At 64.4% G+C, this 15,535-nt stretch carries 11 protein-coding genes; 3 read left to right on the forward strand and 8 right to left on the reverse strand.

The window, feature by feature from the left end:
• Positions 1-108: 108 nt before the first annotated feature.
• Together JQ611_RS30840 and JQ611_RS30845 are read right to left on the reverse strand one after the other, a co-directional pair.
• A complete protein-coding gene (locus JQ611_RS30840) occupies positions 109-1,023 on the reverse strand; it encodes a phosphoribosylaminoimidazolesuccinocarboxamide synthase (protein WP_212467547.1) in 915 nt (304 codons plus the stop codon).
• A 72-nt stretch (positions 1,024-1,095) separates the two neighbouring features.
• Entirely contained in the window at positions 1,096-2,013 is a 918-nt protein-coding gene (locus JQ611_RS30845; protein ID WP_212467548.1) for a pirin family protein, read from the reverse strand.
• Between the two features lie 189 nt (positions 2,014-2,202).
• Between JQ611_RS30845 and JQ611_RS30850 the strand changes: the two genes are divergently transcribed.
• On the forward strand, positions 2,203-3,315 hold the full coding sequence (locus tag JQ611_RS30850; RefSeq protein ID WP_212467549.1) for a helix-turn-helix domain-containing protein: 1,113 nt from the start codon (positions 2,203-2,205) through the stop codon (positions 3,313-3,315).
• 326 nt (positions 3,316-3,641) lie between these two features.
• Positions 3,642-5,075, forward strand: coding sequence for a serine hydrolase (locus JQ611_RS30855; protein WP_212467550.1), 1,434 nt, complete (start codon positions 3,642-3,644; stop codon positions 5,073-5,075).
• Between the two features lie 165 nt (positions 5,076-5,240).
• Here the strand turns inward: JQ611_RS30855 and JQ611_RS30860 are convergent, their stop codons facing one another.
• The gene (locus tag JQ611_RS30860; protein ID WP_212467551.1) at positions 5,241-6,611 is read right to left on the reverse strand and encodes an MmgE/PrpD family protein; all 1,371 of its coding nucleotides are present in this window, start codon (positions 6,609-6,611) and stop codon (positions 5,241-5,243) included.
• Between the two features lie 132 nt (positions 6,612-6,743).
• On the opposite strand from JQ611_RS30860, the gene JQ611_RS30865 reads away from it, so the two are divergent.
• Entirely contained in the window at positions 6,744-7,862 is a 1,119-nt protein-coding gene (locus tag JQ611_RS30865; RefSeq protein WP_212467552.1) for an aromatic acid exporter family protein, read from the forward strand.
• A gap of 151 nt (positions 7,863-8,013) precedes the next feature.
• Here the strand turns inward: JQ611_RS30865 and JQ611_RS30870 are convergent, their stop codons facing one another.
• The 5 genes from JQ611_RS30870 to gyrB form a co-directional block, all read right to left on the reverse strand.
• A complete protein-coding gene (locus tag JQ611_RS30870; protein WP_212467553.1) occupies positions 8,014-9,342 on the reverse strand; it encodes an SMI1/KNR4 family protein in 1,329 nt (442 codons plus the stop codon).
• A 170-nt stretch (positions 9,343-9,512) separates the two neighbouring features.
• Positions 9,513-9,983, reverse strand: coding sequence for a DUF2867 domain-containing protein (locus JQ611_RS30875; protein WP_212467554.1), 471 nt, complete (start codon positions 9,981-9,983; stop codon positions 9,513-9,515).
• A complete protein-coding gene (locus JQ611_RS30880; protein ID WP_212467555.1) occupies positions 9,980-11,383 on the reverse strand; it encodes an MATE family efflux transporter in 1,404 nt (467 codons plus the stop codon). The genes JQ611_RS30875 and JQ611_RS30880 overlap by 4 nt, the downstream gene beginning before the upstream one ends.
• A gap of 50 nt (positions 11,384-11,433) precedes the next feature.
• Complete coding sequence (gene murA / locus JQ611_RS30885) at positions 11,434-12,732, reverse strand: UDP-N-acetylglucosamine 1-carboxyvinyltransferase (protein ID WP_192736310.1); 1,299 nt, start codon at positions 12,730-12,732, stop codon at positions 11,434-11,436.
• Between the two features lie 14 nt (positions 12,733-12,746).
• Positions 12,747-15,182, reverse strand: coding sequence for a DNA topoisomerase (ATP-hydrolyzing) subunit B (gene gyrB, locus JQ611_RS30890; RefSeq protein WP_212263216.1), 2,436 nt, complete (start codon positions 15,180-15,182; stop codon positions 12,747-12,749).
• Positions 15,183-15,535: the final 353 nt, after the last annotated feature.

Consider the following 15,535-nt stretch of genomic DNA (forward strand, 5'->3'; position numbering starts at 1 on the left):
ATCTTCAGCTGCGTAGGGTGGGCAAAGGCGCGCTTGCGCCGTGCCCATCATCTATCGGTTATCAGAAATGGTGGGCACGCTGCGCTTTGCCCATCCTACGAGAAGTCATCATATCTTCAGTTCCGCTCCCGTCACGCGTCGATACGCTTCCAGATAGCGCTTGCTGGTGGCGTCGACCACGCTCGCCGGGAGCGGGGGAGGCGGCGCGTCGCCGTTCCAGCGGCCGGCGCGGCGTTCGGCGTCGAGGTAATCGCGCAGCGGCTGCTTGTCGAAGCTCGGCTGCGGCTGGCCCGGCTTGTAGACGTCGACCGCCCAGAACCGCGAACTGTCTGGAGTCATCACTTCGTCGATCAGGATGATGCGGCCGTCACCGTCGCGGCCGAACTCGAATTTGGTGTCGGCGATGATGATGCCCTGCTTGCGGCTGACCTTCTCGCCGAAATCATAGACGGTGCGGGCCATGCCCTCCAGCGTCTGCGCGACGTCGGCGCCCAAAATCTCGCGGACGCGCGCGACCGTGATGTTCTCGTCATGGCCGGTCTCGGCCTTGGTCGCCGGGCTGAAAATCGAAGGCTCCAGCTTCTCGCTTTCGACCAGACCCGCCGCGAGCTTCTCGCCGGCCAGCGTGCCCGATGCGGCATATTCCTTCCAGGCCGATCCCGAGATGTAGCCGCGGATCACGCATTCAACCGGGAAGACGGTAGTGCGCCGGCAGAGCATCGCGCGTCCTGCGATGTCGGCGCGGTGTGCCTTCAGCGCCGGCACCTGCGCGATGATCTCGTCGGTATCCGCGCTGATCATGTGATGCGGCACGACGTCTGCGAGCTGCCTGAACCACCAGGCGCTGATCTGGGTCAGCACCGCGCCCTTCATCGGGATGGTTTCGGCCATCACGACGTCGAACGCGCTGATGCGGTCGGTGGTCAGCAGCAGCACGCGGTCGTCGCCGACGGCATAGATATCGCGGACCTTGCCGCGCCCGATCCGTGGCAGGGGCAAATCGCTGGCGAGCATCGCGTTCATGGTGTCATGCTTTCAAGAAGCGCGCCCGCGGGTGAAGCGCGGGTAGCGGAGCTTTGGTTTCCGAGGGATAGCTCACTCCGGCAGCGGAATGAACTCGTGTTCCTGGGGAACATGGGCAAAACGGCCGGTTTTCCAGTCCTGTTTGGCCTGTTCGATCCGCTCCTTGCTGGAGGAGACAAAATTCCACCAGATATGGCGCGGGCCCTCCAGCGCGTCGCCGCCGAGGAACATCATCCGCGTCGGCTTGATCGCCTTCACGGTGATGCGGTCGCCGGGCCGGAAGATTAGCAATCGCGGCGCCTCGTAGCGCTCGTTCGCGATCTCGACTTCGCCATCGACCACGTAGATGGCACGCTCCTCGTGGTCGGGGTCGAGCGGGACGCTGGTGCCGGCGGTGGCCGTCACCTCGCTATAGAACCACGGCGATACCATCGTGACCGGCGACTTCACGCCGAAGCCGCTGCCCGCGATGATGCGCGCGGTGAAGCCGCCATCGTTCACGGTCGGCAGGCTGTCGGCGGCGTAGTGCTGGAACGATGGCGTGATTTCCTCCGAGCCCGCCGGAAGCGCGATCCAGCTTTGCAGGCCCAGCATCTTCTGGCCGTCGCGGCGCTGCACGTCGGGTGTGCGTTCGGAATGCGCGATGCCGCGGCCGGCGGTCATCAAATTCATCGCGCCGGGCTGGATCTCCTGGATGTTGCCCTCGCTGTCGCGGTGCATGATGCTGCCGTCGAACAGATAGGTGACGGTGGCGAGCCCGATATGCGGATGCGGGCGCACGTCCATGCCGTTGCCGGCGATGAACTGCATCGGGCCGAAATGATCGAAGAAGATGAAGGGACCGACCATCTGCCGCTTGCCATGCGGCAGCGCGCGCCGCACCACGAACCCATCGCCGAGATCGCGGGTGCGCGGCACGATGATGAGGTCAAGCGCGTCGCAGGTTTTGGGATCGCCGAGCACGGGATCGTTGGAAGGTTGCCAGCTCATGAGAAGCTCCTTTGCATTTGCGGCGATCATAGCAGGGATCGTCCGGCGTCGTCCAAACACACTATCGTCGGTCCCGGCTTGATCGCATCAAAGGGACGGCGGTAAGCCGACACTCTTGCAAAAATTGAATCGTGCGCCGATCTGCACTAAAAGCGGTTTGCGCGGCTGACCGCGCTTCCGGGTCGATCGATGCTGCTTTCCACAATCGACATCGCCTTGCGCGGCGCCATCGTGGCGCTGCTGCTGGTGCTCGCGGCGTCGCTGTTTCGCGGGTTCGGTACCGTGCTCGCCGGGCGGCTGGCGGCGGCGTTTGCCGTGGGATCGGCCGCGCACGCCGTGACTTCGTCGATCGGCACGCCCTCGCCGGTATCGCCAGCGCTTGCACCAGTGATCGCGCTCTCGACCGGCAATGTCGTTGTCTTCTGGCTATTCGCACGCGCCCTGTTTGATGACGGGTTCAAGCTGCGCTGGTGGCACGCTCTGATCTGGATTGTGGTTGTCGTCCTTAGCTTGACGAATTGCCTGTTCATCGCACCAATCGCGATGATGCGGAACAGCTTCGTCGTTGGCGAGGGGGTGGTAACCATCGTCTCCGCGATGCGAAGCTCGTTCGTGGCGATTAATTTGCTTGTGCTCGGTTTTATTGCCATGGCCGTTGTCCAGACCATCGCGTCGTGGTCGACCGATCTGGTCGAAGGCCGCCGACGCGTCCGTGTCTTCATCGTGAGCGCGGCGGCGCTCTATGGCGGGCTAAATGCGGTGTTGCAGATAGTGCTGTCCGGCAATGGCGCGACCGAAATCGCCAACACCTTGAATTCGGCGGCCCTGGCTGCGGTGGTTGGGTCGATCGCGATCGCGATGATGCGCGTGGATGGCGCCGATCTGTTTCCGGTCGCGCCCGAAGCAAGGGCGGATGCCGGCGAATCGGCCATGGCCGAATCCAGCGCCGCCGACCAGAAACTCACCGATGCGCTGATGCGCTTGATGGCCGATGAGCGCATCTACCGCCACGACAACATCACGATCGGCGCGCTCGCGACCAAGCTTGGGATTCCCGAATACAGATTGCGGCGGCTGATCAACCAGCGGCTCGGCTACCGCAATTTCAATGTCTTCCTCAACAACCACCGGATCGAGGAGGCCAAGGCCGCGCTGTCAGACCCGACGCAGGCCGAAGTCCCCGTCATCACCATTGCGATGGACGCCGGCTTCCAGTCGCTCGGCCCGTTCAACCGGGCCTTCAAGGCCGTCACGGGCGTGACTCCGACCGAATATAGGCGGCAGAACGCTTCGGCAGTTTGATCGGTGCCTCTTCCCCTCTCCCCTTGTGGGAGAGGGTGGACGCGATGCGAAGCATCGCGGACGGGTGAGGGGTTCTCTCCTCACGGTAGGGCTAGAGATGAGGATAGAGACCCCTCATCCGGCGCGCTTCGCGCGCCACCTTCTCCCACAAGGGGAGAAGGGAAGCACGGGCCGTCATCCGTAGATTCTTGTAATTCCATCACAATTTCAAAATCGGCGAGACGCCCGTCAGTTTCGGCCAGCCCGATTTTCAAATCCGGCGAGCGGCCAGCAGCCCCTTCGCCAACATGCCCGGCACGCGCTCATGCGTCATGCCGGAGGCCAATGTGTTCAGACGAAACCTGCTGCTCATCCTCGCGACCACCACCGCGCTCGGCGCGCTGGCGCTCTCCGCGGCGCGGGCACGCGACGTTCCCAAAATTGCCACCGGCTTTGTCGCCAACATCCTGTGCTCGGAGACCTTCGTGTCCGGCCAGCAGCCGGACCGGATTTTTCGCGAAACCACCGCCGCGATGCCCGGCGTCAGCCTGATCACCTGGGCGATGGATTACCATGTCGATCGGGCACGGAAGGAAACCACGGTGACGTTGCTCGGCCTCGGCCGCAGCCACGCGGTCTACCGCGAAGGTTTGGGCTGCTATCTCGATCACGGCGGTACGGTCGCCGAAATCGCGGTGCCATCAGACGATGTCAAATCATCACAGGCGCTATTGCCCGACATCGCATGGCCTTCGGTGGTCGCGAGCGCGAATCCCCAACTGGCCGCCGCGCTCGATCGCGCCTTTGCCGAGCCTGAGCAGCCGCCGAAGCGTGCGACCAAGGCGATTGTGGTGCTCAGGGACGGCCGCGTCGTCGCCGAGCGTTATGCCGACGGTTACGGCATCGACACGCCGATCCTCGGCTTCTCTGCGACCAAGTCGGTGATGTCGGCGCTGACCGGCATCCTCGTGCGCAAGGGCGCGCTGACGCTCGATCAGCCGGCGCCGATCGCGGCGTGGCAAGGCGCCAATGATCCCAGGCGTGCGATCACGGTGGATCATCTGCTGCGTCACACCGCGGGGCTGGCGCTCGGCAGTTCGCTGCAGGCCTCGCTCGGTTCGGTGTTCGAGCCGGTCAACCGGATGAAATTCATGGAATCAGATATGGCCGGATATGCCCAGAGCGTCCCACTCGAGACGCCGCCCGGCAGCCACTGGAATTACAATGACGGCAACACCGTCATCCTCTCGCGCGTGGTCCGCGACGCGGCGGGCGGCAAGGCGGCGGACCTGCTGCGGTTCGCGCGCGCTGAATTGTTCGCACCGCTCGGCATGCGCAACGTGACCATCGAATTCGACGCGTCAGGCAATGCGGAGGGATCGAGCCAGATGCTGGGAAGCGCGCGTGACTGGGCGCGCTTCGGCCAGCTCTATCTCAATGACGGCGTAGCCGGCGGCAAGCGCATCCTGCCCGAGGGTTGGGTGAAATATTCGGCCTCGCCGACGCCGAATGCCTGGGTCGGAATGGGCGCCGGCTTCTGGACCAATCTCGGCGACAGTTTTGGCGCCAACTATCGCAACAAGCACGGCTGGCCGCGCGACGCCTTCTTCGCCAAGGGAACGATGGGACAATATGTGATCATCATCCCCAGTGAGAAGCTCGTCATCGTACGGCTCGGCCGCTCGCCGAACGGGCCGCCGGAGGCGGATGGGGTGTTCAGGCTGGTGGCGGACGTCGTCGCGTCGACCGCTGACAAAGCGAAGCTGGCGCGCGGCAATTGAAGGGCGGTAGTCGAGCCGACTCCCTCGCCCCGCTCTTGCGGGGAGAGGGTTGGGGTGAGGGGCTCTCTCCGCCATCACGGTCTATCGATAGACCTGTACCCCCTCACCCGGATCGCAAGGGCGATCCGACCTCTCCCCGCAAGCGGGGCGAGGTAAGAAGCGCCCCTACTGCCTTCCCAACTGCGTAGCCTTCGCGACGCGATCGAATCGCTCCAGCGAGAGGATCGCATCGGCAAGCTGGTCGGCGCGGCCGTTGAGCACCGGGCGGGCGAGGGTGAGGAATTTCTGCTGCATCGCCTGCGCGTCCGGGAATGAATCCGGCTCGCCGGAAGGATCGGCATAGAGCCGCTCATGCACGGCGTCATCGGTGGTGATGGAGACGCGCGCGCCAAAGGGATGGGTGCGGCCGATCTCGAGGCGATCGTCCTGCACCACGTCGAACTTGTCGGCGAGCGCGTTCACGGCGGCGTCACCGAGCCGTTCGTAATCGTCCCAGCCGAAGCGGCCCTGGTCGAGCGCCAGCGCGCCGGTGAAGAACATCGAGAATTGCCCGCCGACGATCGAGGTCGGATGACGCTTGGTGGCGGCGTCGCCGGTCAGCGTGATGCCGTTGCGGTGCAGGCCGATCTCGACGCGCTTGATCTGGTCCGGCGTCAGATTGTGCTCCCGGCGCATCGCGATCAGCGCATCGAGGGCCGCGTGGGTGTAGCGGCAGCTCGGATAGGGCTTTACGCCGATCCTGAGCGTCTCATAGGTCTTGCCGAGACCGGCGGTCGCCTTGTCCGGATGCGCGTTGTCGCTGTAGCCGACGAGCAGGCCATGTTTGCCTTCGACCGACTCGCTCGAACCGACAAAATCATTGCGCGCCAGGGTCGCTGCGATCACGCCGTTCATCGCGGCGGCGCCGACCTGATAGCGTTTGTTCCAGGCGCCATTGACCAGGAATTGCAGCGAGCCTGCGGCCTGGCTGCCGGAGACGCCAAAGGCCGAGATGATCTGGTCCTTTGACAGGCCGAACAGTTTGCCGGCGGCGGCGGCTGCGCCATAGGTTCCTGCGGTCGCGGTCGGATGGAAGCCGCGCGCATAATGCGAGGTGGGGTCGAGCGCGTTGCCGAGCCGGCAGCACACTTCATAGCCTGCGACGATGGCGGTGAGCACGTCGCGGCCCGATGCGCCGACCATCTCGCCGACCGCGAATGCCGCCGGCACCACGGGCGCGCTCGGATGCAGCGAGGAATCCGCGTGGGTATCGTCAAAATCCAGCGAATGGCCGAGCGCGCCGTTGAGCAAAGCGGCGACCGCGGGCGTCCAGGTCTTGCTGTCGCCGAACACGGTGGATTCGCCCTTGCCGTCCAGCGCCAAGGCTTCCAGCATCTTGAGCAGCGAGGCGGTGGATTCCGCATCGCGCCGCGCCCGGATCGTGCTGCCGAGGAAATCGAGCGTCAGCACCTTGGCGCGCGCCAATACCTCCGGCGGAATATCCTCGAATTTCAGGTTGGCGACATAGGAGGCGAGCGTTGCGGTTTCGTTGGCCATCGTGTTTCCTCGTTTTGGCCCGCAGGGTAGGCGGGCTGAATCCACCTTTCAAGCCGTCTCCGGGTCGCGGGCATCAGCTATGCTAAAGCTCATTTACAGGCAGGATCGCCTGCAGGTTGCGGAATGGGGCGCATGGCCGGCTTTCTGAAGCGCGTGGCAGGTCGTTTGCGGTCGCGCAGGACGCAGCTGGCGCTCGCCGTCAGGGTGACGGTGGCGGCGGTTGTCGCCTACACCATCGCAAACGCCTTGCATCTGACGCTGCCGCTATGGGCTGTTCTCACCTCCCTCATCGTCACCCAGATGAGCGTCGGCCGGTCGCTGAAGGCGACCACGGACTATATGCTGGGAACGATCGGCGGCGCGATCTATGGCGGAGCGCTTGCGGTGCTGATTCCGCATTCGAGCGAAGCGGCCCTGCTGGCGTTGCTGGTGCTGACAGTGGCGCCGCTGGCCTATCTCGGATCGATCAACCCCAGCCTGACCGCGGCCACCGTGACAGGTGTGATCGTATTGCTGATCCCGGAGATGCACCACACCAGTCCGCTGGATTCCGTGATCGATCGTCTGATCGAGGTCACCGTCGGTGCGTCCACCGGGCTAGCCGCTTCCTTTTTGGTATTGCCGTCGCGGGCGCATCGTCAGATCCGCGCCAATGCGGCGCGCCTGATCGAACTGATCGCGGGCGCGTTCTCGCAATTGCTGGTTGGCCTGACGCATGGCCTCGACAACGACGCGGCGCACCGGATCCAGGACGGCATCGGTGCTGCGGTGACGGCCTTGCATGCGATGGGGCAGGAAGCCGAGCGCGAGCGCGCGGCGCGTCTGTCATCAGGGCCGGACACCGGTCCGCTGCTGCGGACCATTCTGCGGCTGCGTCATGACGTCGTGATGATCGGACGGGAGTGTTTGGTGGCATTGCCTGCCAATTTGCAGGCGCGGCTGGATACGCCTCTGTCCGGCGTGCGCGAGGCGATCGAAGCCCATCTGCGCGCGTCGGCGGCCGCATTGCGCAGCGGCGCCAGCCCGCCGGTGATCGACCCCGTGCAATTCGCGCTGCAGGGCTACGCGGAGGAAGTCGCCTCTGTCCGCCGCGACGGCCTGATCCGCGGCCTGCCGGGCGATGCCGCCGAGCGCTTCTTCGCGCTCGGATTCTCGCTGGAGCAGATGCGCCAAAACATCGGCGATCTCGATCGCTGTGTCGCGGAGTGGTCGGCAAAGCCGCCCGTGAAGGCAACCGGAATCGAAAGCTAGGCCAATGTCGCGTCGTTGACGGGCCTCGTGGTTCGAGACGCGCGGCCTTGCCGCGCTCCTCACCATGAGGGTCTAAGACGCCATCCTGAATTGCTAGACCCTCATCCTGAGGAGCCGCGGAGCGGCGTCTCGAAGGATGTGGCCACCGACCCTAATCGAGATACACGCCCAGAAAGTTGAGAACGGTGGCATCGCGCTTCCCGATGCCGGAGGTCAGCGCCTTCAGCGCGGCGTCGAAGCTGGGCGCGGCCTGTGTGAGTTCCCAGCTGCCGTCATGGTCCCACTCAAAACACCAGCCAAAGCGTTCGCCCTGTCCAAGATTGATCACCAGGCAGCGGCTGTGCTGCGAGGGCGCGGCGACCGGCAGCAGGTCGCGCGCGGCCACGCCGTAGTGCTCGCGGAAGTACGCGTCGACCTTTTCCGGATCCTTCTCGAAGCGTGTGATGTAGTTGAACAGATTGTTGCGCTGGGTCGCCAGTTCCGTCGGCCGGTAGAAGCACAGTTCGGCCGACTCTTCCGGCAGCCGGACCTGCAATTCGGTCGAACCGTATGTCGTGAGAAACCTCCGATAATCCTTCGGCAGGTTGGCGCCGAGCTCTTGCTCGGCCTGCAGCACGTCACCTTCGCTTGCCGGCTTTTTTGTGTGCCAACGCCAGCCCTTGTCGGATTTCGATTTGCGTTTTCTCCGCGCGACATAGTCGGCATAGGCCGGCAGCGCGATGATGTCTTCGTAGCCGCCAAACTCGTGATATTTGTAGGCGTCATCGAAAGCCTCTTCCTGCCGCTCCGGAAAGTGCTCGACCAGAATCGTCGCGAGCTGCGCGCCGCGGTCCTGGCTTGCGTCGATCCGACAGGCCTCTTCGATTGCCTCCAGCGCGGCCTTTGGGTTATCGGCGCGCAGATGCGCCCAGCTCAGAACCTCCAATATTCGGACCTCGAGGTCGCGATCCTCCATCGACCAGAAATAATGCGGCGTCTTGGCGGCGCGGTGGGCGGCGATGGTGTCGCGGCCGCGTTCGGCAAGCGCAATGATCTGGTTGTTGTCCTGATCGTCGGCATAGAAGTGATGGGCGGCGAGCCAGAGATAGAGCGGCTGGCTTGCCGCGGGCGTATCCCGAAGCGCGGCAAGGTATTTTGCCTGCACGTCAAGCGGTTCGCCCAGCGCCGCCAGCATCAGATCGTCGAGGCCCTTTTGCCAGTCGGGCTTGGGCTGCGGATCCGGCAACAGATTCCGCAGCATGTAATCCGTGTGCGTGGTTTCGATATACCCGGCTGCGGTGAGTTCGGCGACTTGCCGGCGGAACGTGGCGACGGCGGTCTTGGGTTTGGAATATTCCTTGCGCAGGAACTCGTCTTTTTTCCGCGCGCCCGGCGCCTCGTTCATATACTTGCCGACAACTGTCGGCTCGTCGCCCGGGATGAACAGCAGTCCGCGGTCATCATCGCCCGGCGGACGGTGGAAGAATTTTGCCAGCTTCATGAGGGTCTCCGAACACGCGGGCGCGAGGCTGCGTGTAAGAGCCTGCCGCTAACGCAAAAGGGTCGTGCGACCGCGGCCGTCAGCCACGGACTTAACGTTTCAGTCGCATGCTCGGAACAACAGGTTCACGACGGAAAACGGTCCTACGGAGGCCCGCGGATCGGCCCTATTCAGGCCGCGACCTGACGCAGCAGGCTGCGGACGATCAGCCGGTGAAACGGCATGATGACGGCCAGATAGGTCCGCCCCAGCCAGTTGTGTGTCAGCACCAGCGTGGTCGCGGTGACCTCTCGGGCGGCGCCTGACGTCGCGACGTCGACGACGATGCGGAAATCCAGGTGTTTGTCGTTGAAGCCGGCGACCAGCCGTTCGGGCTGCTCGCTCACGATCGGGAAAATTCCGACCATCTCTCTGGGTTTAGAACTGGCGCCTGACGTCTTGAGGCCGAACGGCGCCACCAGAATGTTGCGCAGGGTCAGCAGCGCTTCGGCCCATCGCGGCTGCCGCGCCATCATGCGCTCGGCCGCCTGCCGCGCATTGAGGGCGCGATCGCCGATTTCGATACGGAAAGCGTCGGCAAACTGCGCGCCGGGCAGTAGCGTGTTCGGGTCAATCGCGGGTGTGACTTCACGAACGGTCATTGCAGCGCCAGCCTGTTCGAGAGCAGGCGGAAGCGCAAGATCAGCAGAATAGCAAACACGACGGTGCCGACGGACAATCCGACCCAGACGCCACCGGCGCCAAGCGATGTCCGAAATCCGAGCGCCCAGGCGCAGGTAAAGCCGACAAGCCAGTAGCTGAAGGTCGCGAACACCAGGGGTATGCGCGTGTCGTTCATCCCGCGCAGCGCGCCGTTGGCGACGGTCTGAATCCCGTCGGTGATGAAAAAGGTGGTGCCGACCAGCAGCAGCGTTGCCGTCAGCGTCGCCGTGGCGTCGACGGCTTCGCCGAGGAACAGTTCGGCGATCGTGAACCGTCCCAGGATTACGGCAAGCGTCATCGTCGCCATGAACACCGTCCCGAGCAGGATCGCGACATAGCCGGCGCGCCTGACGGCGTCGCGGTCGCGGCGCCCGACCGCATGCCCGACCCGGACGGTCGCCGCCATGCTGATCCCGAACGGCACCATGTAGAGGATGGCCGCGATCTGCAGGGCGATCTGGTGCGCGGCGAGCGCGGTGGTTGAGATCAGGCCCATCAGCAGGCCGGCCGCGCCGAACAATCCGTATTCGAGCATAAACGCCATCGAGATCGGCGCGCCGATGACGACGAGCTTGCCCATCAACGGCCAGTCGATCCGCCAGATGCGGCCGAGCACGTGATATTTGCGGAACGGCCGGCGGCGCGCGGTGAACCACAGCCCGGCGAGGAATGTTCCGAGATTGACGATGCTGGTCGCAAGGCCCGCGCCGAACAGCCCAAGTTCAGGCAGGCCCCATTTTCCGTAGAGCAGCGGATAGACCAGCAGCGCATTGGCCGGGATCGCGGCAAGCGTGATCCACAGCACCGGCTCGGGCCGGTTCACGGCGCTCATGAAGCCGCGTATCGCGATAAACCACAGCGCCGGCAGGATGCCCCAGGCGAGGCCGAACAGATATTGTTGCGCAAGCTTTGCGGCAGCCGGCGCCTGGCCGAGCGCGATCAGGATCGCCTCGCCGCGGAACGGCAGTATCATCAGCGGCACCGAGATCAACACCGCCGCCCACAGGCCGACGCGCAGCGCGCGCCGCACCATGCGCGGGTCGCGCGCGCCGAAAGCCTGCGCCGCCAGCGGCGCCACGGCAGACACCAGGCCAAGGCCGAACGTGAAGATCACGAAGAAGACCGTATGCGCGAGGGCTGCCGCAGCGACCGCTTCGCCGCCGAGCCTGCCGATGAACGCCAGATCGGTCGTCATCATCGCGATCTGCCCGAGCTGCGTCAGCGCCAGCGGCACCGCGAGCTTCAGTGTTTCGGCGAACTCCTCAGCCAGATGGCCGCGCGCCCGCGCCGCCGGGGCAGGCGCGACCGCGTGTGCGTCGATTTTGTCGAGCGAGGTCATGGATCAGAACTAACACGGCGGCGGGCCGAAAAAGTGACGGTGGCTGCGACCTATCCGCCGTCTCGCGCCGGCACCCGCGTAATCCTGGCGCCGAGTGCATTGAGCCGCTCCTCGATCCGCTCATAGCCGCGTTCGATCTGGTCGGCGTTGTTGATTGTCGAGGTGCCTTCCGCGGCCACGGCGGCCAGCAGCATCGCCATGCCGGCGCGGATATCGGGCGACGTCATCAACGCCCCGCGCAATCGGCTCGGGCCCGCCACGATGGCCCGGTGCGGGTCGCACAGCACGATCCGGGCGCCCATCGAGATCAGCTTGTCGACGAAGAACATCCGCGATTCGAACATCTTTTCGAACATCAGGATCACGCCGTCGCATTGCGTTGCGGTGACGATGGCGATCGACATCAGGTCGGCGGGAAATGCCGGCCATGGCTGGTCTTCGAGCTTCGGCACATGACCGCCGAAATCATCCTGGATCTTCATGGTCTGGCCGGACGGCACCACGAGATCGTCGCCTTCGACGCCGCATACGATACCGAGCCGCTCAAAGCCCATCCGGACCGAGCGCAGATGCTCGACACCGGCGCGCGCGATGCGCAGCGGCGAGCGGGTCACGGCGGCGAGCCCGATCAGCGAGCCGACCTCGATGTGGTCGGGCTGGATCGCGTAACTGGTCCCGCCCAGCGTCGCCGGTCCGTGGATGATGATGGTGTTGGTGCCGATGCCCTCGATCTTGGCGCCGAGCGCCACCAGGAAGTTGGCGAGGTCCTGCACATGCGGCTCGGAGGCGGCGTTGCGCAGGTGCGTGGTGCCGTGGGCGGCGACCGCGGCGACCAGTGCGTTTTCGGTGGCGGTGACGCTGGGCTCGTCCAGGAAAACGTCAGCGCCCTTCAGCCGCGAGGCGCGGAACTCCAGCCGGTGCGTCGCCGTGACGGTGGCGCCAAGCTGTTCGAAGGCCAGAAAATGCGTATCGAGGCGGCGGCGGCCGATGACGTCGCCGCCGGGCGGCGGCAGCGCCACCTCGCCGCAACGGGCGAGCAGCGGGCCCGCCAGCAGGATCGAGGCGCGGATGCGCGCGCAAAGCTCGGGATCGAGATCGGCGGCGCGAATTTCCTTGGCGTGGATTTTCAGCGTGTTGCGCTGTACCCATTCGGCCGAGGCGCCGACCGAGCGGATCAACTCGACCAGCGTCTCGGTATCGCGAATGCGGGGAACGTTCTCCAGCGTGACCGGATGGTCCGTCAGAAGCGCCGCCGCGATGATCGGCAGCGCGGCATTCTTGTTGCCGGACGGCTCGATCGTGCCCGCAAGCCGGTGGCCGCCTTCAACGATGTATTGGATCGGCGCCACTGGAACTCCGTGCCCTAGACGTCAACGTTGGCGCTGAGCGAGTTATCCTGGATGAATTCGCGGCGCGGCTCGACCACGTCGCCCATCAGCTTGGTGAAGATGTCGTCGGCCTCGTCGACCTCCTTGATCTTCACCTGCAGCAGCGAGCGTTCGTTTTTATCGAGCGTGGTTTCCCAGAGCTGCTCCGGATTCATCTCGCCGAGACCTTTGTAGCGCTGCAGCGCCACGCCCTTGCGGCCGGCGTCGGTCACCGCGTCGAACAGGCTGATCGGCCCATGAATCGCGATCTCGGCGTCCTTGCGGCGCAACAGGCCCGGCTTCGGATAGGCCTCCTGCAGCTTCGCCGCGTAATCGTCGAGCTTGCGGGCGTCGGCGGAGCCGAGTAGCGCGTCGTCGATAATGGCGGCATCCTTGACGCCGCGGACGGTGCGTTCGAACAGGAACCCTTCACCCTCCGTGAAGCGTCCGCTCCAGCCGCGCTCGACTTCGTCGGTCAGTGCATCGAGCCGCTTGGCGATGTAATCGGCGGCGGCATTGGCGGTGTCGATGTCGCTTGTGATCTTCGGGCTCAAGACGCCGGCGATCGCGGCCTGCTCGACCACCATGCGGTTGTAGCGGCTGTGCAGATTGTGCAGGATGCCGCGGATGATGCGGGCGTCCTCCACCAGTTGCAGCAGATCACGGCCGGCGCGCTCCGAGCCGGTGGCCGGCTTGAAGACGCAATCGTCGAGGCCGGTTGCGATCAGGTAATCCTCCAGCGCGCGCTCGTCCTTCAGGTACTGCTCGGACTTGCCGCGCGTTACCTTGTAGAGCGGCGGCTGGGCGATGAAGAGATGGCCGCGGTCGATCAATTCGCGCATCTGGCGATAGAAGAACGTCAGAAGCAGCGTGCGGATATGCGAGCCGTCGACGTCGGCGTCCGTCATCAGGATGATCTTGTGGTAGCGCAGCTTGTCGGCGCTGAAATCGTCGCTGATGCCGGTGCCGAGCGCTGCGATCAGCGTGCCGATCTGTTCGCTGGACAGCATCTTGTCCATGCGAACGCGCTCGACGTTGAGAATCTTTCCCCGCAGCGGCAAAACCGCCTGGAATTCGCGGTTGCGGCCCATCTTGGCGCTGCCGCCTGCGGAGTCACCCTCGACGATGAACAGTTCGGACTTGGCGGGATCTCTTTCCTGGCAGTCGGAGAGCTTGCCGGGCAGCGAAGAGCTGCCGAGCGGACTCTTTCGGGTCAGTTCGCGCGCCTTGCGGGCGGCTTCGCGCGCGGCGGCGGCCTGGATCACCTTGCCGACGATGACCTTGGCTTCTGACGGATGTTCCTCGAACCACGCCGCCAGCGCTTCGTTGAGTACGTTCTCGACCACCGGGCGCACTTCCGAGGAGACCAGCTTGTCCTTGGTCTGCGACGAGAATTTCGGGTCCGGCACCTTGACCGAAAGCACCGCGGTGAGGCCTTCGCGGCAATCGTCGCCGGTCAGCGCGATTTTTTCCTTTTTCGCGTTGGCCTCGGCATAGCCGTTGACCTGGCGCGTCAGCGCGCCGCGGAAGCCGGCCAGATGGGTGCCGCCGTCACGCTGCGGGATGTTGTTGGTGAAGCACAGCACGTTCTCGTGGTAGCTGTCGTTCCACCACAGCGCGGCCTCGACGCCGATGTCGTTCAATTCCGCGCGCACCATGATCGCCGCGGGCACGATCGCCTTCTTGTTGCGGTCGAGATATTTGACGAATTCCTCGACGCCGCCGGCATATTGCATCACCTCGCGCTTTTCGACCGCGTGGCGCATGTCGGATAGCACGATATTGACGCCGGAATTCAGGAACGCGAGCTCGCGCAGGCGATGCTCCAGCGTCGCGAAATCATACTCGACATTGGTGAAGGTTTCGGTCGACGCAAAGAACGTCACCTCGGTGCCGCGCTTGCCACTGGCTTCACCCACCACCTTGAGCGGGGCAACGGAATCGCCGTGGGCGAACTCGATGTAATGCTCCTTGCCGTCGCGCCAGACCCGAAGCTGCAGCTTGCTCGACAGCGCGTTGACGACGGAGACGCCGACGCCGTGCAGGCCGCCGGAGACCTTGTAGGAGTTCTGGTCGAATTTTCCGCCGGCGTGCAGCTGGGTCATGATGACCTCGGCCGCGGAAATGCCTTCGCCCTTGTGGATGTCGACCGGAATGCCGCGGCCGTCGTCGCGCACCGTCACCGAGCCGTCGGCATTGAGCACGACTTCGACCGCCGTGGCGTGACCAGCAAGCGCCTCGTCGATCGCATTGTCGACGACCTCGTACACCATGTGATGCAGGCCGGATCCGTCATCGGTGTCGCCGATATACATGCCCGGCCGCTTGCGCACGGCGTCGAGGCCCTTCAACACCCGGATCGATTCCGCGCCATATTCAATCGGAATGGGATGCTCAGTGTCGGCAGGTGACTGCCGGGCAGGTTCTGTCATGTAAGGCCTTCGAGGTGTCCCGAATCAGCTGCGCAATATGAGGCGCTGATGGATCTATTTGTGCCATGAAAGAGGCCATGCGCCTAGCGCAAAGTCTCCTTCCACAAGCTATTGAATAAATAGTGCTTTTTGGCGCTCTTTCAAGGCGCTCAAAGGGCGATTCGGCGGCCTCTGAAAAGGCGGATTCGGGGGATGATTCCGCGCCTCGAAGTGCCTGTTTTTGAGACGTGGTCGCGGCAGGAAATAGCAGACTGCAACGGATATGCTGGAGAACGGCGCAACAGGCGGGTTCGTTGCCGGAGAACCGATTCCCCTCACCGGGAAGGGCTCGGCTACCTGATCTTGTCCGTCAT

Origin of the sequence: Bradyrhizobium sp. AUGA SZCCT0182, from assembly GCF_018130185.1 — a bacterium.
Classification (GTDB): Bacteria; Pseudomonadota; Alphaproteobacteria; order Rhizobiales; family Xanthobacteraceae; genus Bradyrhizobium.